Below are 18,903 nucleotides of genomic sequence, written 5' to 3'. Positions count from 1 at the left end.
GGCCTGAAAGAACCTCCGGCCTGATAAAGCCCGCATATCGGGTGCCGCGCTGAGGTCAGTCCCAAACGCGGCTTTCCTCTGAATGCTCAATCTCCTACTGCGTTGCCGGTGCCGAAGCCGGCCGTGTCGTGTCGGCCGGTGGCGCAGCGGGCAGTGTGGGGGCGGGTGTTTCTGAAGCGCCGGCCGGCGCTTCAGCCGGCGCAACCGGCGTCGAGCCCGCTGCACCGCTCGCCGGCGTATCACCCGGATCGGTGTAGTCGGGCACGCCCGCCGGCGCACCTGTAGCCGCGCCGGAAGCCGCGTTCGGCGCTTCCGCGGCGTCGCCCGGATCGGCGTAATTCGGCAGAGCACCTGCCGCCGGCGCGCCTGCTGCCGGCACCGACGAAGCGCCGGAATCACCCTGATCGTCGTAGTTCGGCAGCGGCGCCGCATTGTCGCCCGTGCCGCGCAGACGCGCGCGGCGTTGCTGCGTATAGGCGTCGCGCACGAACGAGTACTTGTCCAGGGCGGCCTGTTGCAGCAGGTCCGACGCGCCCAGCAGGTCGGAACGCACGCTGACGAACTGGAGCACGTAAAGCGGATTGCGCACCGCCGGCTCCATGTAGTTCAGCGGGTTGAACTTCACGTCGACGATAAGCCCCATGCTGTCACGCACCGTGCTCGGGCCGAACAGCGGCAGGACCAGATATGGGCCCGACGGAATGCCCCAATGGCCCAGGGTCAGGCCGAAATCCTGATGATGCTTGGGCAGCCCGGCGGGTGTCGCCCAATCGAGCAGGCCGCCCAGACCGAAGGTCGAGTTGAACGCGAAACGGACGATGTCCTCGGTCGCGTCGGTGATCTTCAACTGCAAGAGCGCGTTGGCCGCGTTCGACAGATCACCCAGATTCGAGAAGAAGTTGCTCACTGCTGTGCGCAACGGCTGCGGCGTTACTTTCTGATAACCCTTCGCCGCCGGAACGGCGATATAGCGGTCCAACCCATCGTTAAAACTGAACACCGCCCGGTTCATCGGTTCGAACGGGTCGCCCGGTTTGCGGTCGGGGCCGGTGGCACAGCCAGAAATCAAACCGGTGGCGACGAGTGCCAGCGCGGTGTTACGCAGCTTCATGCTCATATTCCTTTTTGCTTCGCGCGACGTGCGCGCGGCTTGCCCATCAGCACGGGTTGAAACACCACGGCGCCGATCAGCGTGCACAACAACGAGAGCGCCAGCAGGCGCCCCATACTTGACGTCCCCGGATGGTGCGACAGCCACAGGCTGCCGAACGCCGTTGCCGTGGTCGCCGCGCTGAACAGCACGGCGTGCGTCAGGCTCGACTGCAGGAGGCCGGTTTGACCGTTGCGCCACGCCATCACGAAGTAGATCTTGAACGCCACGCCGACGCCGAGCATCAGCGGCAGCGCGATGATATTCGCAAAGTTCAGGGGCATGCCGAATACCACGCACAGTTCGAGCGTCACGAGCGCCGAGACCAGCAGCGGAACCAGCGTGCGCAGCATGTCGCTGACACGGCGCAGCGCGATCCACAGCAGGATCGCAATCGAGATGAGCGCGTAGGCGGCGGCCTGCAGGAATGCCTTGATGATGGTGTCGGCCGAATGCAGGATCGAAATCGGCCCGCCGATCGCGCCTGGCTCCGCCTTCTTCACCGCGTGGGCGAAGCGGGCCAGCATGGCGTCGTCGTTCGGATCGGTGCCGGGTTTCACCTTCGGCGAGATGTCGACGAGCGCGCGGCCGTCCTTCGATACCCAGCCCGACGAGATTTCCTTGGGCAGATTGTCGCGGGTGATTTCAGTCGGCTGAAGCAGGTTGGCCAGCTGACCCAGTGCGATGCGCAGCGTGTCGGACATCGCGGTTTCGGCGCGGTCGCGCGTGGCGGCGTTGGCGGCGGCCAACTTCTCTAGTGTGGCCGATAGATGCTTGGCTTCGGCGGCGCCGGGGCCGGGGTGATCGTCGGCGGCGAGCGAAAGCTGGTTCGACGCGCGCTTGAGCGCGGCGACGCGCACCGCGTCCGTGGCCTGTTGCGCGGGCTGCTGCTGCAGCGCGGGCAATAGCTGCTGCGCGGCGCTCGCGATCAGCATCAGCTTTTGCTGCTGGTCGGTGGGAACGAAGGTGTCGAGCGTGTTGACGCGGCCCACTTCCGGCAGCGTGCGCAGACGCGCGGCCATGCGGTCGGCTTCGGCGAGCGAAGGCGCCAGCACATGCACGTTGTTGACCGCCGCTTCCGGAGAGTCCTTCAGCGACAAGAGCGTGGCCATTGACTCCGTATGCGGATCCTTCAGGTGCAGCGGATTGAAGTCGAAGCGCAAATGCGTGAGCAACGGCGACGCGCCGATCACGACGATGAGCGTGCCGATCAGCACCGGCTTGCGATGATGATCGAGAAAATCGTCGACGGGCGCGAGCTGCTTGAAGCCCGGCGAACCGGCTTCGCCCGGCGGATTGAAGATCTTCAGCAGGGCCGGCAGCAGCGTCATGTTGGTGAAGTACGCGACGAACATGCCGACGCCTGCGATTTCGCCCAACTCGGACACGCCGCGGTACGCCGTCGGCAGGAACGAGAAAAAGCTCAGCGCGACCGCGACCGCGGCGAGCGTGAGCGGCACGCCGATGCTGTGCGACGTATGCATGAGAGCGGCGGACAGACGGTCGTCGCGATTGCGCTCCTCACGATACTTGACGCCGAACTGCACGCCGAAATCGACCCCGAGCCCGACGAACAGCACCATGAAGGCGACCGAAATCATGTTGAGCGCGCCCACCATCAGCAGGCCGAGTGCCGCGGTGATGGCGAGCCCGACAAACAGCGTGATGAACACGGCAGCGATCATGCGGCCCGAGCGCAACGCCAGCCACAAAATGATCAGCACGACGATAAAGGTGCCGATGCCGTTGAGCACCGCGCCGTCTTTGACCGACGCGAATTCTTCGTCGGCGAGCGGTTGTTCGCCGGTCAGACGGATCGTGGCGCCGTAGCGCGAGTCGAGGTGCAGCGAGGCTGCGGTGTCGCGGATCGACTTCGAGGCTGTTGCGCCCGGCTCCAGCGCGTCGTAGTTCACGACCGGCTGCACGACGACGAAGGCGCGCGCCGGCTCCGTGGCCGCGCTCCTGTCCACCAGCGCGCGCCACGAGAAGGCCGCCGGCTGGCCGGCCAGCACCCGGTCCAGGGTGGTCGCGCTTTGTGACAGCAGATGGCTCATGTCGCCGAGCTTCACCTGGCCGATCTGTAGCGGCAGCAACAGGCTCGTGGTGAGCGTGCCGGCGAGGCCGGTCAGGCTCGGATCATGTGCGAGAGCGTTGACGAGCGGGCGCGACTGAACGAGTTGCGAGGTGGTCGACATGACCTCGTCGGTCGACGGAAACAGCAGGCCGTTGTGTTCGAAGAACGGGCCGCCGGCCGGCTGCGACACTGCCACGAACTCCTTGGGATCGGCTTTGAGCGCGGCGGTCAGCGCTTGGGCGGCGGCGTCGGCGAATTCCGGCGCGCGCGCTTCGACGACCACCAGCACGGTGTCGCCGCGATCGGGGAAGGCCTGGTCTATCGCGTTGTCGAGCGCCGTCCACTGCTTGTCGGTCTCGATGAGACGACTGATGTCCGTGTTGATCTTGAAGTTATGGGCAACGTAGAAGCCGCTCAGAACCGCGAGCACGAACGACACGGCGACGATCCGCAGTGGATGACGCACAGAATACGCGACGAGACGGACAATAGATGACTTCAGCATGTAGGCGAAGGTGGTCTTATCACGGTGTTGTTTTTGACGAAAGTGCACAAGTATACAGAGCCGGAGCGATCAGGCTCTGGTTCGCTAGCAAGTGCGGCTCCCGGAAGGGTGCTTTGGGGCGGGAACGCAATGTCGGTATACTGGTCTATCCTGCTTTCGCCGCGAGCTTGCGAGCCCGGCGGCGCTTTCTTCTTTCAGGTTCTGTCGAGCGTATGAAACGTTATCTGTCTGCTTTTCTGGCTGCGGCCGTCGTATCCACTGCGGCTTATGCGCAAAGCGCGCCCGACGCGGTGGTAAAAAGTGCCGTCGAGGGCACGGTGGCCGCAATGAAGGCTGACCCACAGGCGCGCGGCGGCGACATGGCGAAGATCACCCAGCTCGTCCAGTCGCGTTTCCTGCCGGCCACCGACTTTCAGCGCACCACGCGGATCGCGGTGGGCAAGGCGTGGACCACCGCGACGCCCGAACAGCAAAAGCAACTGTACGAGCAGTTTACGCTGCTGCTCACCCGCACTTATGCTGCCTCGCTATCGCAACTGCGTGATCAGGACGTCAAGTTCAAGTTCTTGCCGACCAACGTGCCGGCCGGCGCCAAAGACGTCGTCGTGCAGTCGCACGTGCTCAGCAATGGCGGTGACGACGCGATTGACTATCGCATGACCAAAGACGGCGCCGGCTGGAAGGTCTACGACATCAACATGATGGGTGCCTGGTTGATCCAGGTGTACCAGACGCAGTTCGCCGATCAGATTGCCAAAGGCGGCATTGACGGGCTGATCAAATTTTTGACCGCTCACAATGCGCGCAGCGCGGGGTAATGGTGGAACGGGTTGAATGCCTCATGAGACATGAGGCGTAAAAAAGCGCGGTGGCCATCAAACCACCGCGCTTTTTTTATTCACGATCACCGGCGGCGCGACAGCACCGCCGCCGACCTGCTTAGTGTGCCGCAGTAGCCGTCTGTACTTTCTTGCCCTTGCCGGAAACCTTGATCTCTTCCAGCTTGATCTCGACGTGGCGGGAGAAGACGTACTCAGCCGGACGCTGCTTATCCAGAGGAATATCTTTGGTGAACGCGCCCGACGTTTTCGGTCCGCGCAGGCTGACCTTCAACGCTTTCAGCGGATGCGCCACCGTGTCCATCACTGCGGTCGCTTCGAAACCGCAGTGAACCATGCAGTCGGCACACTTCTCGTAGTTACCCGTGCCGTATTTTTCCCACTGCGTGGTTTCCATCAGTTCCTTGAAGGTCTTCACGTAACCTTCGCCGACCAGATAGCACGGCTTTTGCCAGCCGAACACGGTACGCGCGGGGTTGCCCCACGGCGTGCACTCGTACGTCTGATTGCCGGCCAGGAAGTCGAGGAACATGCCCGACTGGCTGAACGACCAGTTCTTGCCATTGTTGCCGCGCTTGAAGATTTCGCGGAACAGTTGCTTGGTCTTGTCGCGGTTCAGGAAGTGCTGCTGATCCGGCGCGCGCTCATACGCATAACCCGGCGAAACGGTGATGCCGTCCACACCCATCGGGCCCAGCGTGTCGAAGAACGCGGCGACGCGTTCCGGCACGGCGTCGTTGAACAACGTGCAGTTGATGTTCACGCGGAAACCGCGGCGCTTCGCTTCCTTGATGGCGGCGACCGCCTTGTCGTACACGCCTTCCTGCGACACCGAGTGATCGTGCGCCTGCTGATCGCCGTCGAGGTGAACCGACCACACGAAGTACGGATTCGGCTCGTAGTCGTCCATCTTCTTTTCCATCAGCAGCGCGTTCGTGCACAGATACACGAACTTCTTGCGCGCGATGATGCCCTTCACGATTTGCGGCATTTCCTTGTGCAGCAGCGGTTCGCCGCCCGCGATCGAGACCACCGGTGCGCCGCATTCGTCGACGGCGCCGAGGCATTCTTCCAGCGACAGACGCTGATTCAGGATGGGATCCGGATAGTCGATCTTGCCGCAGCCATTGCAGGCGAGATTGCAGCGGAACAGCGGCTCCAGCATCAGGGCGAGCGGGTAGCGTTTATTGCCGGAGAGATGTTGACGCATGATGTATGCGCCGACCCGGACTTTCTGTAGCAGCGGAATAGACAAAACGTCCTCCTTAAACTTCGCGTGCGGCGAGTGGTTGCATCAGCTTCGATGGCAACTTGAATTCGACTTTCTCTTCACGGCCCGCCATCGTCGTGACATCGACAGGCCCCAATGCGCTCAGCGCATCGATTACGTTCTTCACCATCTCTTCCGGCGCCGAAGCACCGGCCGTGATGCCGACAGTCTGCACGTTCGCAAACCATTCCGGCTTCACTTCCGAACCGTCGGCGACGAGGTAACTCGCCACGCCGCTTTCGCTGCCGATCTCGCGCAGCCGGTTCGAGTTCGAACTATTGGTCGCGCCCACCACCAGCAGCACGTCTACCTGTTTGCTCAACTCGCGCACCGCCGCCTGGCGGTTTTGCGTGGCATAGCAGATGTCGCGCGTATCCGGACCGACGATGTCGGTGAAACGGCTCAGCAAGGCGTCGATAATGCCACGTGTGTCGTCTACCGACAGCGTGGTCTGCGTGACATAAGCGAGCGGCGTGTCGAGCGGCAGGTCGAGGTTTTCGACCTCGGCCTCGCTCTGCACCAGCAGCACTTTGCCCGGAATCTGGCCGACCGTGCCTTCCACTTCCGGGTGCCCGGCGTGGCCGATCAGAATCAGCGTGCGGCCGGCGCCGACATATTGGCGGCCCTGCACGTGCACTTTGGTGACCAGCGGGCAGGTCGCGTCGAGCACGTCGAGACCGCGCGCTTCGGCGTCACGCTCGACGGTTTGGGCGACACCGTGGGCGCTGAAAATTGCCACGGCGCCTTGCGGCACTTCGTCGAGTTCCTCGACGAAGCGCGCGCCTTTCTGGCGCAGATTGTCGACCACGTGGCGATTGTGAACAATCTCGTGGCGTACGTACACGGGTGCGCCGTGTTGCTGTAACGCGCGATCGACGATCTCGATTGCACGAACAACACCCGCACAAAAGCCGCGGGGTTGAGCAAGGATGACTCGCATAAGTTGGCGAACTCCGACTGACGCGGGTTCGAAGAAGTCGGTAAATATGACTCTATCGCCGCGATCATCTAATTAGTTGACGTCTTGAGCCCGGCGATAGCCGGTACAGCAAAACCAAACGCGCATTCTAACGCTATCAGGCCGGCTTTGCTTTGGGGGCGCCCGGCCGGTGTTGGGCGGGCGCCGCACCGGCAGTACCGGTGGCCGGAGCCGCAAGCAGGCTCACGGCAATGCGATGCGGCAATCATTACACGCTGCAGCGGTTTGACGGAACCCTTAAACTACGTAGTCCTGCGGCGCCGCGGCGCCCGCATTACGAAATGGTTTCGAGGCTCGCTGGATGGACGTCGATCAGTACGAAAATTTTCCGGTCGCGAGCGTGTTGCTGCCCAAGGCGCTGCGCGCGCCTGTCGGCGTAATCTATCAGGTCGTCCGCACGGCGGGCGACATTGCCGACGAAGGCGACTGGAGCGCGGCCGAACGGCACGCCCGTCTCGCCGACTTCCGCGCCGGTCTCGACGCGGTGGCGGAGCGGCGTGCGGCGCCGGTGCACGCGCTTCTGTTCGGCAAGCTCGCCGGTGTCGTCGCGCAGTATAAACTACCGCTCGCGCCGTTCTACGATCTGCTGCATGCGTGCGCTCAGGATATCGACACCAATCGCTACGCCGACCGGGCCGCGCTACTGGACTATTGCCGCCACTCGGCGAACCCGCTCGGGCATCTGATGCTGCACCTGATCGGCGCGGCCACGCCGGAAAATCTCGCCGACGCCGACGCGATCTGCACGGCGTCGCAGCTGATCAGCTTCTGGCTCGACGTCTCCGCCGACTGGGAAAAAGACCGCGTATATCTGCCGCTCGCCGACCTGCGGCGCTTCAACGTCGGCGAGGCGCATATCGCCAACGGTGTCGCCGATCAGGACTGGCGCGCGCTCATGGCACATGAAGTGTCCTTCGTCCGGCAGATGCTGGTGCGCGGCGCGCCGCTCGCCTTGCGCATTTCCGGCCGGCTGGGAATCGAGTTATGCGGCGCCATTCACGGCGGCCTGCGCTTGCTCGAACGGATCGAGAAGGCAGGCTACGACGTGTTTCGCGAGCGACCGGAACTCAACACGTTTGACTGGTGCGTCGTCGCGGCCCGCACCGCAGTGATGTGGCTGTCGCGGCGCGTCGGTGTGGCAGCGCGTTCAATCGAGGGTAATGCTTAATGGCGGTGGTTCTGTTTCTTCTTTCGTGTGTTTCCCTGCTGATCTGGTGTGTATTGCTGTTCGCGCGCGGCGGTTTCTGGCGCGCGCGTCCTGCCGCGCCGCTCACCATCGGACCGCGCGCATCCTGGCCGGCGGTGGCCGCCGTGGTGCCGGCCCGCAATGAAGTCGATGTGATCGCTGAAGCTGTCACCACGCTGCTTCAGCAGGACTATCCGGGCGAATTCCACGTGATCGTCGTGGACGACCACAGCGCCGACGGCACCGCCGACGCCGCCCGGGCGGCCGCGCTGCAGTTGCAATGCCCGGACCGCCTGACCGTGCTGAGCGCGAAGCCGCTGCCGCCGGGCTGGTCCGGCAAGGTGTGGGCGCAGTCGCAAGGTATCGAGGCCGTGCGCACGCTCGGCTTGCCGGCGGACTTTCTGCTGCTGACGGATGCCGACATCGGCCATCCCGCCGACGCGGTCGCGCAACTCGTCGCGCGCGCGGACGCGGAACAGCGTGATCTCGTCTCGCTGATGGTGCGCCTGCGCTGCGATTCTTTCTGGGAAAAGGCGCTGATTCCCGCGTTCGTCTTCTTCTTTGCCAAGCTGTACCCGTTCTCGTGGGTCAACAACCCGCGCAATCGCACGGCGGCGGCCGCGGGCGGCTGCATGCTGGTGCGCCGTAGCGCGCTGGAAGAAGCGGGCGGCATCGAGTCGATCCGCGCCGAGCTGATCGACGATTGCAGCCTGGCCGCACGCATCAAGCATCGCGGCACGGGGCGCCATGCGATCCGGCTGGATGTGGCGGCGCGCAGCGTGTCGCTGCGTCCGTACGACAGCTGGCGTGAGATCTGGAACATGATCGCGCGCACGGCTTTCACGCAGTTGCATTACTCGCCGTTGCTGCTGGCGGGCACGCTGGTGGGCATGACGATCATCTATCTGATGCCGCCGGTGGCCGCGCTGGTGCTCGGTCCGACGGGCTGGCCCGCATGGCTCGCGTGGGCGGCCATGTGCTGCGCTTATGCGCCGATGCTCAGCTACTATCGCCGCTCGCCGCTGTGGGCGCCATTTCTGCCGCTGGTCGCGCTGTTTTATGTCGGCGCGACGTTTGCGTCGGCGGTGCGCTACTGGCGCGGCAAGGGCGGGCAGTGGAAGGCGCGAGTTCAGGCGCCGGTGCAGGAACGCTGAAGCAGCGCTCAGAAACGGTCGGAATGGAAAAGCGGCGCTCCCGGGCGCCGCTTTTTCACATTAGCCTTTGGTGAGCATCATGTAGAGCTGGATCACCATGTCCGGCGAGAACGTGAACGGTACCCAGCCGTGGCCGGTATGGCGCATCACCAGCAAACGGTCGCCGTTCGACTGCTTCTGCACCGCCATGACCGGATTCTTGGTGGATACGAAGCGCCACCCCGTAGGAATACCCGGCGGCGGTTCCGGCGTCATTGAGGCGCGCGCGTTCGACAATTCCTCGATCAGTTGGCCGATCTGCTCCGCGCGCAGCGCGACCGTCTGGCCGCCGATCGTCATCGTGATCTCGTTCTGCGCGGGGCGATTGATTTCGAGCGTGGGCTGAAGCTGCGGGGCTGGTGCCTTGTCTTCGACGACGGCCGCCTCGGTTTCAGCCGCAACTGCTTCCGCCGTGGCCCCGGTCGCGACCGGAGCCACCGCCGCCGCTTGCGGCGCGGCGGTGTGAGCGGGTGTCTCGGGAGTGTTTTCGGCCTGCGGGGCCACGACAGCCTGAATGAGCTGGTCGACGCCCATTTCCAGCGCGCCGAGCTGTTCGTGAAGATTCATGCGAGGTTTCTCTGGTAAGACCTACGATTTTACCTGCTGCGCGTAGGCTTTTACCTGTCGCTGACACGGTGACGTTGTAACAAAATGCTTGCGGCCACGCCGGATTGTCCGGCGCAGGCCGCGTGTCCGGACATGCATCAGGCCTTCAGATAGCCTGCTTGCCGGAACCATTCGAGCGCGTCGCCCAGACCCTCGCGGTAGGGGCGCGCACGATAGCCGAGCTCGCGTTCCGCTTTCGCCGACGTGAAATACATCTTGTTCTTCGACATTTTCAAACCGTCGACGGTAACGAACGGTTCGCGTTTCGTGATCTTGGCGATCGCTTCGGCGCCCATAGCCAGCGGATAGAGCGGCCAGCGCGGCAGGCTCAGTGTGGGCGCCTTGCGGCCGGTCAGCGCCGCGATATCCGCGAGCATCTGTTGAAGCGGCAGATTTTCGCCGCCGAGAATATAGCGCTCGCCAATCTTGCCGCGTTCGAGCGCGAGGAAATGGCCGGCCGCGACGTCGTCCACGTGCACGAGGTTCAGGCCCGTGTCGACGAACGCCGGAATCTTGCCGAGCGCCGCTTCCACGATGATGCGTCCGGTCGGCGTCGGCTTGACGTCGCGCGGACCGATCGGCGTGGACGGATTGACGATCACCGCGGGCAGGTTGTCTTCCGCGATCATCCGCTCGACCGCGCGTTCGGCCAGCACCTTGCTGCGCTTGTACACGCCAATGGCCTGGTCGGCTTTGAGCGGCGAGGTTTCATCGGCGGACTGGCCGGAGCTCGTCACTTTGAGCGTGGCCACACTGCTCGTGTAGACAATGCGCTCGACGCCTTCCTTCAGCGCCGCGCGCATGGTCGCCTCGGTGCCTTCCAGGTTCGAGCGCTCGATCTCGCTCGGGTCCGGTGCCCACAGGCGATAGTCGGCGGCCACGTGCAGCAGGTAGCGCACGCCGCGCAGCGCGTTGCGCATCGACGCTTCGTCGCGCATGTCGCCGACCACGATTTCCGCGTCCAGCGACTCGACGTTCTGACGCGGACTGGTGGCGCGTACCAGCACACGCACCTTGAAACCCTTCTGTTGCGCGATGCGCGCCACCGACGAGCCGACGAAGCCGGAGGCGCCGGTCACGAGCACGAGATCGCGATTCTGTTCGGTCATTCTGTTTCCATTTTCCTGCGTGACAGTCGACGGATTGTACGTGGCGCGCGTGTTGCGTGTCGCGCGGGCGGCCTCGAGCGGATGGCAGGAGGCGCGTTGCCGAGCAAGCTCGCCGTGACACGACTAGAATGCCGGCTTGAAGATTTTTGCGTTTGCATGGGACCGGAGTCAGCGCTGAAGCGCTAACTCCGGCCGACAGAGGAGAAGACGGCATGGCCCCGGATCTGGATCAGCGGATCGAAACATATTACGTGCGGGTGCGCGGCACCGTGCAGGGCGTGGGCTTTCGCCACGCGACCGTGCGGCAGGCCCACGCGCTCGGAATCAAGGGATGGGTGGCGAATCTCGACGACGGTTCCGTCGAAGCCATGTTGCAAGGCTCGGCCAACCAGGTCGACCGCATGTTGTCTTGGCTGCGTCACGGACCGCCGGCGGCGCGCGTGACCGAGGTCAGCGGCGAAGAGCGCTCGACCGAAAAGCGTTACGAACGCTTCGAACAGCACTGAGCCGACTTCCACGCAAAGAAAAGGCGTCGCGCCATCATACCGGTGGCGCGACGCCTTGCTTTTTTGCGCGGCTACTTAAGTGAGCCCGCGAGCCACCGCGTTCACCGCGCCACGAGCAGGCTTTCCGCAAAGCCCCAGTCTTCCTCGATCCATTGATGGCTGCACACGAAGCCGGCGTCGTCGGCAATCGCGGGCATTTCTTCCGCGCGATATTTGTGGCTGCTCTCCGTCCAGATCGTTTCGCCCGCTTTGAGCGACACCGTCAATTGCGCCGCGCCCACGTGCGCGGTGATATCGCGCTTCGCCCGCAGATGCATTTCGATACTGCGCGCGTCCGGGTTGAAGCGCGCGACGTGTTCGAATGCATCGAGCGGGAAGTCGCCATCGAGCTCGCGATTGATGCGCGCCAGCAGATTCAGATTGAACGACGCCGTGACGCCGATCGAGTCGTCGTAGGCGGCGACCAGTACGGGCGTCGGCTTGATCAGATCCGTGCCGAGCAGCAACGCGTCGCCGGGCGCGAGCATGTTGCGGATATCGCGCAGAAAACGTGTTGCCGCGAGTCTGCCGAAATTACCGATCGTACTGCCAAGAAACAGTACGAGTAACCGTTCGCCCGTTGCGCGCTGCTTGCTCACTTCGGCGAGGCCGGCCAGGTAATCGCGTTCATAACCCACGATCGAAATGCGTTCGATGTCGCCGAGTTCGCGCCTGCACAACTGCAATGCGCTGCGCGAAATTTCAATCGGGCAGTAAGAAGTGGGGCGCTTTTTACACAGCGCTTCCAGAATGCGCCGCGTTTTGCGGCCGCTGCCGCTGCCGAGTTCTGCCACTGTCACGTCGTGCGGCAGGTGCGCGACGATGTCCGCGGCATGTTTCGCGAGCAGGCGTTCCTCGGCGCGGGTCACGCCGTATTCCGGCAGCACGGTAATCACTTCGAACAGCGCGGAGCCCACTTCGTCGTACAGATATTTCGACGGCAACTCTTTTTGCGGCGTATGGGTGAGACCTGCGCGAACCTCGGCGGCGAAGGCGGCGCGCAGATCGGGCGATGCGTCGTGCGATAGGGCTGGCTGGGTCATGCTGTCTCCAGTAGTCACATTCGAGAGCGGGATTGCTGCCGGGGCGGCGGCACGCGCGGTGAAACTCAGTTGAGGCGTGCCGCGAGGAAGAAGGGTGGGCAGGGTCCGTAGGACTGCCATTGCCGGCCCGGCTCATGGATGCTGCATATGTCGTCCCACGGGGACTTCCTGCGGGGTGTTGCGAGCAACGCTGCCAACAGCGTCGCAATACTTCGTAGCAAGATTCGCGCTTGAGCCGCATTGCGCGAGAGAGTGTGCGATGTTGCCGCTGACAAATCGCGGCATGGCCGGTCGCACGTGCAGTTATGTTCTAGTGCACCGACGCGCAATGCGCACGGAATAATTGCAGTCGCCTGTAGACGCCAGCAGACCGGTGGGCGGATACCCGTCTAGAATGCCGGATTGCGCCGCTTTTGCACTGTCCGCTGCTAAGACCGCTTGTGAGACTTCAATTCCAATGACAACGACCCACGCCGCGCGACCGCATGCTGCGCTGCAAATACAACCATCAGCCTACGCACACGCATCTGCACCGACTGCCAAAGCGACCGCGCGACAGGGCGTTCAATGAACCAGTATGACCCAAAGCGCGGTATCGCGTTGTCGGTCGGCGCGTCCGCGATGTTTGCATTACTTTCCGCTTACGCAACACTACTCGCGCCACTGAGCGGGCTCGACATTTTCGCGTGGCGCATTGTATGGACGGTGCCTGGCGCGTTACTGCTGATCGCGCTGCGAAAGCGCCTGCCTATTCTCCGGCAGCTTCTTTACCGCATGGTGACCGAGCCGACGCTCGGCGCGGCGATGACCGTGAGCGCGGCCCTGCTCGGCGCGCAACTGTGGGTGTTCCTCTGGGCGCCGCTGCATGGAAGGATGCTCGAAGTCTCGCTCGGCTATTTCCTGCTGCCGCTGGTGATGGTGCTTGTCGGGCGCTTCTACTATCACGAGCGTCTCGACGGTTTGCAGTGGTTGGCCGTTGCCTGCGCCGCTGCGGGTGTCGGCCATGAACTGTGGATGACCGGTGCCTTTTCGTGGCCGACCTTGCTGGTCGCGCTCGGCTATCCACCGTACTTCGTGTTGCGTCGCAAGATCAATCAGGATTCGCTGGCCATGTTCACCGTGGAAATGATGCTGCTCCTGCCGGTGGCGATCGTGATGGCGCTCGGCAGCGATTCGCTGGCATTGATCGCCGGGCGCGCGGATATGTGGTGTCTGTTGTTGCCCGGCCTCGGCGCATTGAGCACCATTGCGCTGGCTTCGTATCTGAAGGCGAGCCGCCTGTTGCCAGTCGCGTTGTTCGGCATTCTCGGCTATGTCGAGCCGGTGCTGCTGGTGCTGGTTTCGATCACGTTGCTCGGCGAAACATTGGGCGCCGCACAGTTGGCCACCTACATTCCAATCTGGATCGCGGTCGCGTTGACGGCGTTGCATGGCGTGCGTCTCGTTCGCCTCGCGCCGGGCTGATCCGGATCGATCCGCACCGAACATGCAGCCGATGAATCAGGCGGCGCGCTCTAGTGATGGGCGGCCGTACGGTCCGCATTGATACGCGTCGGACCGACTTGCTCCTCGATCGCTTCGCGCAGCGCGGGTCGCCAGCCGAAGCCGAACAACGCTTCCGCAAGCACGAACAACGGTCCAATCAGCAGGCCGATCACGTCGTCGACGAAGGCAGGCTTGCGATGCTCGTAGGCAACATGCCCGACGAACTGAAACACCCAGCCGACCACAAAGAGCCCGACGCCGATAACGAGCCACGCCAGCGTGGATTGCGCCGCCGTCCACTGGCCGAACGCGACACATAACGCGGACACGAACGCCATCATCACGCCGAGCGACACGTCGAGCACGAGGTAGTAGAGCGTGGCCGCGACGAACAGCACCCAGGCCGGCGACAGCATCACCGGCAACGCGCCGACAGCAAAAGCGGGCCGGCTCAACAACGCCGCCAACGCCAGCACGATCATCGGAATGCCGATGAAATGCGTGGCGATATTGCGCCGGTCACGATGGTAGGCCGCGTATTGCGTAAGTTGTTGCGTCAGCGTTCTCATGGATCCCGCTCCCTGGTTAAAGTCAGCATAATCGCGGGCAGCGGAATTTGAAACCATCGGGTAGCCGACAATCGGACACGGGTGCCGTCCTATGACTGCGAGTTTTCCATCGAACAAGCTTGCGGCGGTGCTCGAGCGCAGCGCGTGGTTTCGCTCGGCGCCGGCTACCATGCAGGCGCAACTGGTCGAAGCGGGGCGTCTCGAACGGCTCGCCGCCGGTCAGCGGCTCTTCACACGCGGCGATTCCGATGACGGCCTCTATTGCGTGCTCGACGGCCTGGTGAGAATCGGTGCGGCCAGTTCGGCGGGCAAGGAGGCCTTGCTCGCCGTCATCGAACCGGTGAACTGGTTCGGCGAGATCGCGCTGTTCGACAATCGGCCGCGAACCCATGATGCGTATGCCGAGCGCGATTCCGAGCTGTTTCATGTGCCGCGCGCGGCGCTCGCCGCGCTGCTCGAACGCACGCCGGCTTATTGGCACGTGTTCGGTTTGCTGTTGACGCAAAAGCTGCGCCTTGCGTTCGACGCGATCGAAGAAGCCGCGTTGCTGCCCGCAGCGCAGCGCGTAGCGCGCCGTTTGTTGTTGATGGCGGGCGGCTACGGCGAGCCCGGCGCATTGCGGCGCGTACTCAAAGTGCCGCAGGAAGATCTCGCGATGATGCTGGCGCTGTCCCGGCAAACCATCAACCAGGTCCTGAAGCAGTTCGAAACGCAAGGTGCGCTGAAGCTCGGCTATGCGGAAATCGAAATTACCGATGTGCAAAAACTGGGCGCGTTGGCGCAACTGAATCCGGCTGCAGATTGACGGCCGTGCTTCTGTTGTTGCCTGCATAGACCTCGCGCGATACACCACGCGCCGCCGCATCTTTATAAGCATTTTACGGCGCGCCCCTATTTCTATTGCGATTCGCTACATCCAGCCTGGTAAGGTCGAGAGATCCCGGTCAGGAAGCGAAACTATGCATGGAGATAGCGCTCTGCAAGGTCTGTCACCACGACGAAGAACCGACCCTTACCCGGCAACTCGGGGTTTGAAGATCATGCTTGCGGCGATCATGTTCCCGTTCGCTGCTGCCGCGCATGCCGCCGAGACCGATGCCGCTGCACAGTCGGCCGTATCGGCTCCGCTCATCGCGAGCGACGCGACTCTGGAAGCCGGCTTGCCCACGCTCAGCGATATCACCGCCGTGCTGCGCGCGCAGTTTCGCGTGGCGCCGGCGGAATCGCTGCAGATTGCCCGCGCGGTGCTGACCGAAGCCGACCGCCACGCCATCTCGCCCATCCTGCTGCTCGCCGTGATGGCGGTCGAATCGAGCTTTGATCGCTATGCGGTCAGCGTCGCGGGCGCGCGAGGGCTCATGCAGATCCTGCCCGCCGCGCATCCGCAACTGATCGCGGGCGCGGCCGATCTGACCGATCCGGCAATCAACGTGCGGATCGGCTCGACCATTCTGCGTCGCTATCTCGACCAAAGCGGCGGCGATCTCGATGCCGCCTTGCTCCGCTACAGCGGCGGCGGCCGTGGCTATGCGCGGCGTGTCGTGCTTCGCATGCGGAGTTTCGACGCAAGCTTGGGCCGCGAATGAAGTACTCATTCGTGGCGCAGTGACGGCAGATCGAACAGGGATTCGTTAGTTCATCACGCCGGCGAACTCCGCGCGCAAGTCCTGCAACCTGTCGCGCGCGGTGCTCAGACGCTCGACCAGTTGCGCCGATGCGCGCGAGACCGGCATGCGTGTTTCGTCGCTGAGCGAATGATCGAAGGCGAGCATGGCCTTGATGGCGGACGGATTGGGCGCGGCGAACAGGAGCCGTAAAACCGGCAGCAAGCTGGCGAACAGATTTCGTGCATCCACGTCGCGTCCTGCTTGCAGCAGATCCTGGAACGCAACCAGCAGGTCGGCGCAGACGTGCGCGCTGGCGAGAATGCCGCCTGTGCCGCCGTGATGCAGACAGTCGTCGAGGGCTTCGTCGGTGCCGCACAGGACGTTGATCGGCAGGGCGCTCAACGGGCTGAAGTGCTCTTTCACGCACTCCTTGATCGCGACGATGTTGCCGCACTCGACGAGCCGCGCGACGGTATCCGGCGCGATCGACACGCCGGTTCGGTGTGGCACGTTATAGAGGACGACAGGACGCCCGGTCGCGCCGGCAACCTGCTCGAAATGCCACCGCACGCCGGCCTGATCCGGACATATGTATGAGGGCGCGGAGACCAGATAGCCCGCGCAGTCCCAGCGCTCGTAGCGCTGGATATCGTGCAGGACGTCGCGTGTACTCGATCCGCCGACGCCGATCAGCATCGGCAGACGGGAGCGGACTACATCGCTTAGCGCCTGCAATACGGTGAGACGCTCGGCGTCCTGTAGCAAGGCTGCTTCGCCGGTTGTACTCAACGCGACAATGCCGGCGATCTCCGTGCGCGAATAGTAGTCGGCGAGACGCTGCAATGCATCGATGTCGACTTCGCCGTTGCGCAGCGGCGTGACGATGGGCAACCAGATACCTGAGAACATGATTAGCGCGCCTTCGCGACCGCGCTGCGGCGCTTCAATGGGCCGATCATCGCGGCGGGAAGTGTCGAGATCAGCGTATGCAGTGTGAAGTCGAGGTCGTCGAAGGCAATGTCGAGTTGGACGCGAATTTCCTGGCGCATCGCTTCAGTGGCAACGACATAGACACCGAGGGGAGAATGAAGCAGGACGCGAAGTTGGGTGCCGGGAAGTTCGCACGATCGGTGCGGCAGGATGACCTGCAAGCGAACGCGTGCAGTGGGAAAGGGAATGACATTGTTGCGTTGAGCGCGCGGCTCGTTGAGCGGCTGAGCGGCAGCGTTGCCGATTGATTGTGAGAGAGCCATGTGATGCGGCGTTCGTGGACGCCAAGGTTGACCGGGACAGTTCGAGATTAGACGTCCGCAGGTAAACGCAGTGCAAAAATTGGGGCGTCCGCTGAAAAAATCATGCGGGCCGAATGCGGATTTGCCTTGCCCGCAAGCATTCGTCGCGTGCCCGAACGCGCATAAAAAAAGGCGAGTCATATGACTCGCCCTCCCTGAACGGCACAGTTCGGCTTCGATTACCTACACATGCCTGGCCGGTGCGTGCCGAAACCGATCACCTGTTATTGCGTTTTCGTCGTGTCGGTTTTTGCGCCGTCGGCTTTTGCCGGGGCATTGCTGGCCTCTTTCGCGCTCCCGGTTTTGGGATTGGCGGCGCTCGTTTCTGCCGCAGTCTTCTTCGTGGTCTTGTGAGCTTTGGCCGTGTGATGGGCGGAAGTCTTCTTCACATGCGCTTTGGCGGCGGTTTTGGACGGCGCTTTGGCGGCCGCTGCACCTTCGTCCGTCGTGCCCGTTTGCATGGCGGTGCTCGCCTTCAGGTTCGCCTGTCCGGCGGGCTGCGTTTGCGCGGATTGCGCGGATTGGGTGCCGGACGGTGCGGCCGTTTGAGCAAAAGCGGTCGACACGAGCAGAGCGGAAGCGAGAGCGGCGAAAAGCGTCTTCATGGTTTGACTCCTGGTTTAACCGGTTGATTCTTGTGTCGCGGCTGAAATGATTCAGCGCTGCCGGTTTAACGCGGGCCGGGAGACAGGAGTTGACGAGCTTGTGGTGACAAAACGTAACCGCCGAAACATATCTTTGGATGCCGAAGCAGTTATTGAAACGGATTCTGCACGACGCCCGGTTTGGCATCCGGTTCCTCCTTCACCCTGGCGGGCAGATTGCTCTGCGCCTGCAAGCTGGCGACGATCGCATCCACCGCTTCCTTCAACGCTATCGCCGCTTTCAATCCGCGCTGATCCTGCGTCAGTTCCAGCGTGCCGTTCAGCACGATGCGCGTGGTGCCGTTGCTCACGGTCAGCGCATCGCCATGAATGTTGAGCACGTCGTCGTCGTTCGAATAGGGTTTAAACACCTTTCAGTCCTCCCGGTCGCTGATCTTTGAGGTTCTCCGGAATGCCCGGAAAACGGATGCCCGATGCTGCCTCGAGTTCGTGAACCGTCCTGATGTCGTAACGGTTGGTCGAGACATTGTCCACTACCACCGCGAACGCCATCTGCCGCGAAGGTACGTAGACCACCTTGAACAACTGCGTCGGCACGAAAACGCGTGTCGGTCCGATGGTCTGCAACTGCTGGCCGTTGAAGATCGGGCCGGTGACGACATAGGTATCGTCGTACGACACCGCGATCCTGCGCACGGAGGTTTCAATGCGCGCCCACAGGCGCTGGTTGTTCTCACGGTTCTGCGGCACCACGTTGGCGAGCGAGAACGATTGTGCCATCGCTTCCTGATTCCAGCGATTGCCCGCCGGGCTCATATGAAATACCCGGTTGGGTTTCATACTCAT

19 protein-coding genes and 1 pseudogene are annotated in these 18,903 nt (G+C 63.1%); 7 read left to right on the top strand and 13 right to left on the bottom strand.

All coding sequences use genetic code 11. The annotated features are described in order from the left end of the window. Positions 1–94: 94 nt before the first annotated feature. Both BXE_RS36670 and BXE_RS36665 read right to left on the bottom strand, forming a co-directional pair. Positions 95–1,111, bottom strand: coding sequence for an MlaA family lipoprotein (locus BXE_RS36670; protein ID WP_011493171.1), 1,017 nt, complete (start codon positions 1,109–1,111; stop codon positions 95–97). A gap of 2 nt (positions 1,112–1,113) precedes the next feature. Further along, complete coding sequence (locus tag BXE_RS36665) at positions 1,114–3,729, bottom strand: MMPL family transporter (RefSeq protein ID WP_011493170.1); 2,616 nt, start codon at positions 3,727–3,729, stop codon at positions 1,114–1,116. 212 nt (positions 3,730–3,941) lie between these two features. Here BXE_RS36665 and BXE_RS36660 point away from each other — a divergent pair, with 212 nt between their 5' ends. Further along, a complete protein-coding gene (locus tag BXE_RS36660; protein WP_011493169.1) occupies positions 3,942–4,547 on the top strand; it encodes an MlaC/ttg2D family ABC transporter substrate-binding protein in 606 nt (201 codons plus the stop codon). A gap of 121 nt (positions 4,548–4,668) precedes the next feature. On the opposite strand, the gene hpnH is transcribed toward BXE_RS36660, so the two are convergent. Continuing rightward, complete coding sequence (gene hpnH / locus BXE_RS36655; RefSeq protein ID WP_007178622.1) at positions 4,669–5,823, bottom strand: adenosyl-hopene transferase HpnH; 1,155 nt, start codon at positions 5,821–5,823, stop codon at positions 4,669–4,671. A gap of 10 nt (positions 5,824–5,833) precedes the next feature. Further along, entirely contained in the window at positions 5,834–6,778 is a 945-nt protein-coding gene (gene ispH, locus BXE_RS36650; protein WP_007178621.1) for a 4-hydroxy-3-methylbut-2-enyl diphosphate reductase, read from the bottom strand. 340 nt (positions 6,779–7,118) lie between these two features. Between ispH and hpnC the strand changes: the two genes are divergently transcribed. Then, positions 7,119–7,985, top strand: a complete 867-nt coding sequence (gene hpnC, locus BXE_RS36645; protein ID WP_011493168.1) for a squalene synthase HpnC — start codon at positions 7,119–7,121, stop codon at positions 7,983–7,985. Beyond that, positions 7,985–9,157, top strand: coding sequence for a glycosyltransferase (locus BXE_RS36640; protein WP_011493167.1), 1,173 nt, complete (start codon positions 7,985–7,987; stop codon positions 9,155–9,157). Before hpnC ends, BXE_RS36640 begins: the two co-directional genes overlap by 1 nt. Positions 9,158–9,217: 60 nt before the next feature. On the opposite strand, the gene BXE_RS36635 is transcribed toward BXE_RS36640, so the two are convergent. Continuing rightward, on the bottom strand, positions 9,218–9,763 hold the full coding sequence (locus BXE_RS36635; protein WP_040124215.1) for a hypothetical protein: 546 nt from the start codon (positions 9,761–9,763) through the stop codon (positions 9,218–9,220). 137 nt (positions 9,764–9,900) lie between these two features. Continuing rightward, complete coding sequence (gene hpnA, locus BXE_RS36630) at positions 9,901–10,911, bottom strand: hopanoid-associated sugar epimerase (RefSeq protein WP_011493166.1); 1,011 nt, start codon at positions 10,909–10,911, stop codon at positions 9,901–9,903. Between the two features lie 212 nt (positions 10,912–11,123). On the opposite strand from hpnA, the gene BXE_RS36625 reads away from it, so the two are divergent. Then, the gene (locus BXE_RS36625) at positions 11,124–11,417 is read left to right on the top strand and encodes an acylphosphatase (protein WP_007178616.1); all 294 of its coding nucleotides are present in this window, start codon (positions 11,124–11,126) and stop codon (positions 11,415–11,417) included. A gap of 101 nt (positions 11,418–11,518) precedes the next feature. Here BXE_RS36625 and egtD read toward each other — a convergent pair whose 3' ends face one another. Further along, positions 11,519–12,499 carry an L-histidine N(alpha)-methyltransferase gene (egtD, locus tag BXE_RS36620; protein WP_011493165.1) on the bottom strand — a complete coding sequence of 327 codons (981 nt, stop codon included), beginning with the start codon at positions 12,497–12,499 and terminating at the stop codon, positions 11,519–11,521. 567 nt (positions 12,500–13,066) lie between these two features. Here egtD and rarD point away from each other — a divergent pair. Then, entirely contained in the window at positions 13,067–13,963 is an 897-nt protein-coding gene (gene rarD, locus BXE_RS36615; protein WP_011493164.1) for an EamA family transporter RarD, read from the top strand. A gap of 50 nt (positions 13,964–14,013) precedes the next feature. Here rarD and BXE_RS36610 read toward each other — a convergent pair whose 3' ends face one another. After that, a complete protein-coding gene (locus BXE_RS36610; RefSeq protein ID WP_011493163.1) occupies positions 14,014–14,553 on the bottom strand; it encodes a DUF962 domain-containing protein in 540 nt (179 codons plus the stop codon). 91 nt (positions 14,554–14,644) lie between these two features. Here BXE_RS36610 and BXE_RS36605 point away from each other — a divergent pair, with 91 nt between their 5' ends. Together BXE_RS36605 and BXE_RS36600 are read left to right on the top strand one after the other, a co-directional pair. Next, a complete protein-coding gene (locus tag BXE_RS36605; protein WP_011493162.1) occupies positions 14,645–15,358 on the top strand; it encodes a Crp/Fnr family transcriptional regulator in 714 nt (237 codons plus the stop codon). A 235-nt stretch (positions 15,359–15,593) separates the two neighbouring features. Further along, the gene (locus BXE_RS36600) at positions 15,594–16,139 is read left to right on the top strand and encodes a transglycosylase SLT domain-containing protein (protein ID WP_049782374.1); all 546 of its coding nucleotides are present in this window, start codon (positions 15,594–15,596) and stop codon (positions 16,137–16,139) included. Positions 16,140–16,184: 45 nt separating this feature from the next. Here BXE_RS36600 and BXE_RS36595 read toward each other — a convergent pair whose 3' ends face one another. From BXE_RS36595 to BXE_RS36575, 5 genes and pseudogenes are all read right to left on the bottom strand, one after another. Next, on the bottom strand, positions 16,185–17,069 hold the full coding sequence (locus tag BXE_RS36595) for a 4-hydroxy-tetrahydrodipicolinate synthase family protein (protein WP_011493160.1): 885 nt from the start codon (positions 17,067–17,069) through the stop codon (positions 16,185–16,187). 2 nt (positions 17,070–17,071) lie between these two features. Next, positions 17,072–17,593: a hypothetical protein gene (locus BXE_RS36590; protein ID WP_011493159.1), complete on the bottom strand. Its 522-nt coding sequence runs from the start codon at positions 17,591–17,593 to the stop codon at positions 17,072–17,074. Positions 17,594–17,676: 83 nt separating this feature from the next. Continuing rightward, positions 17,677–18,057, bottom strand: coding sequence for a hypothetical protein (locus tag BXE_RS36585; protein ID WP_011493158.1), 381 nt, complete (start codon positions 18,055–18,057; stop codon positions 17,677–17,679). A gap of 149 nt (positions 18,058–18,206) precedes the next feature. Next, complete coding sequence (locus BXE_RS36580; protein ID WP_011493157.1) at positions 18,207–18,467, bottom strand: hypothetical protein; 261 nt, start codon at positions 18,465–18,467, stop codon at positions 18,207–18,209. Beyond that, positions 18,460–18,876: pseudogene (locus BXE_RS36575) on the bottom strand (DNA/RNA non-specific endonuclease); the annotation flags it as partial. The pseudogene BXE_RS36575 and the gene BXE_RS36580, both read right to left, overlap by 8 nt. Between the last annotated feature and the right edge of the window lie 27 nt (positions 18,877–18,903).

This window comes from Paraburkholderia xenovorans LB400, assembly GCF_000013645.1.
In the GTDB taxonomy this organism is placed as follows: domain Bacteria; phylum Pseudomonadota; class Gammaproteobacteria; order Burkholderiales; family Burkholderiaceae; genus Paraburkholderia; species Paraburkholderia xenovorans.
The sequence above is the reverse complement of the archived record's forward strand: the minus strand, read 5'-3'. Positions and strand labels throughout refer to the sequence as shown.

What these genes read in the sequence shown, in the direction of transcription:
- BXE_RS36590 (WP_011493159.1), bottom strand. Translation starts at nt 17,593, where the DNA reads ATGACTCGCCTTTTTTTATGCGCGTTCGGGCACGCGACGAATGCTTGC.
- BXE_RS36595 (WP_011493160.1), bottom strand. Translation starts at nt 17,069, where the DNA reads ATGTTCTCAGGTATCTGGTTGCCCATCGTCACGCCGCTGCGCAACGGC.
- rarD (WP_011493164.1), top strand. Translation starts at nt 13,067, where the DNA reads ATGAACCAGTATGACCCAAAGCGCGGTATCGCGTTGTCGGTCGGCGCG.
- BXE_RS36640 (WP_011493167.1), top strand. Translation starts at nt 7,985, where the DNA reads ATGGCGGTGGTTCTGTTTCTTCTTTCGTGTGTTTCCCTGCTGATCTGG.
- BXE_RS36625 (WP_007178616.1), top strand. Translation starts at nt 11,124, where the DNA reads ATGGCCCCGGATCTGGATCAGCGGATCGAAACATATTACGTGCGGGTG.
- BXE_RS36605 (WP_011493162.1), top strand. Translation starts at nt 14,645, where the DNA reads ATGACTGCGAGTTTTCCATCGAACAAGCTTGCGGCGGTGCTCGAGCGC.
- BXE_RS36665 (WP_011493170.1), bottom strand. Translation starts at nt 3,729, where the DNA reads ATGCTGAAGTCATCTATTGTCCGTCTCGTCGCGTATTCTGTGCGTCAT.
- BXE_RS36670 (WP_011493171.1), bottom strand. Translation starts at nt 1,111, where the DNA reads ATGAAGCTGCGTAACACCGCGCTGGCACTCGTCGCCACCGGTTTGATT.
- egtD (WP_011493165.1), bottom strand. Translation starts at nt 12,499, where the DNA reads ATGACCCAGCCAGCCCTATCGCACGACGCATCGCCCGATCTGCGCGCC.
- BXE_RS36585 (WP_011493158.1), bottom strand. Translation starts at nt 18,057, where the DNA reads ATGAAGACGCTTTTCGCCGCTCTCGCTTCCGCTCTGCTCGTGTCGACC.
- hpnA (WP_011493166.1), bottom strand. Translation starts at nt 10,911, where the DNA reads ATGACCGAACAGAATCGCGATCTCGTGCTCGTGACCGGCGCCTCCGGC.
- ispH (WP_007178621.1), bottom strand. Translation starts at nt 6,778, where the DNA reads ATGCGAGTCATCCTTGCTCAACCCCGCGGCTTTTGTGCGGGTGTTGTT.
- hpnC (WP_011493168.1), top strand. Translation starts at nt 7,119, where the DNA reads ATGGACGTCGATCAGTACGAAAATTTTCCGGTCGCGAGCGTGTTGCTG.
- BXE_RS36635 (WP_040124215.1), bottom strand. Translation starts at nt 9,763, where the DNA reads ATGAATCTTCACGAACAGCTCGGCGCGCTGGAAATGGGCGTCGACCAG.
- BXE_RS36600 (WP_049782374.1), top strand. Translation starts at nt 15,594, where the DNA reads ATGCTTGCGGCGATCATGTTCCCGTTCGCTGCTGCCGCGCATGCCGCC.
- BXE_RS36610 (WP_011493163.1), bottom strand. Translation starts at nt 14,553, where the DNA reads ATGAGAACGCTGACGCAACAACTTACGCAATACGCGGCCTACCATCGT.
- BXE_RS36660 (WP_011493169.1), top strand. Translation starts at nt 3,942, where the DNA reads ATGAAACGTTATCTGTCTGCTTTTCTGGCTGCGGCCGTCGTATCCACT.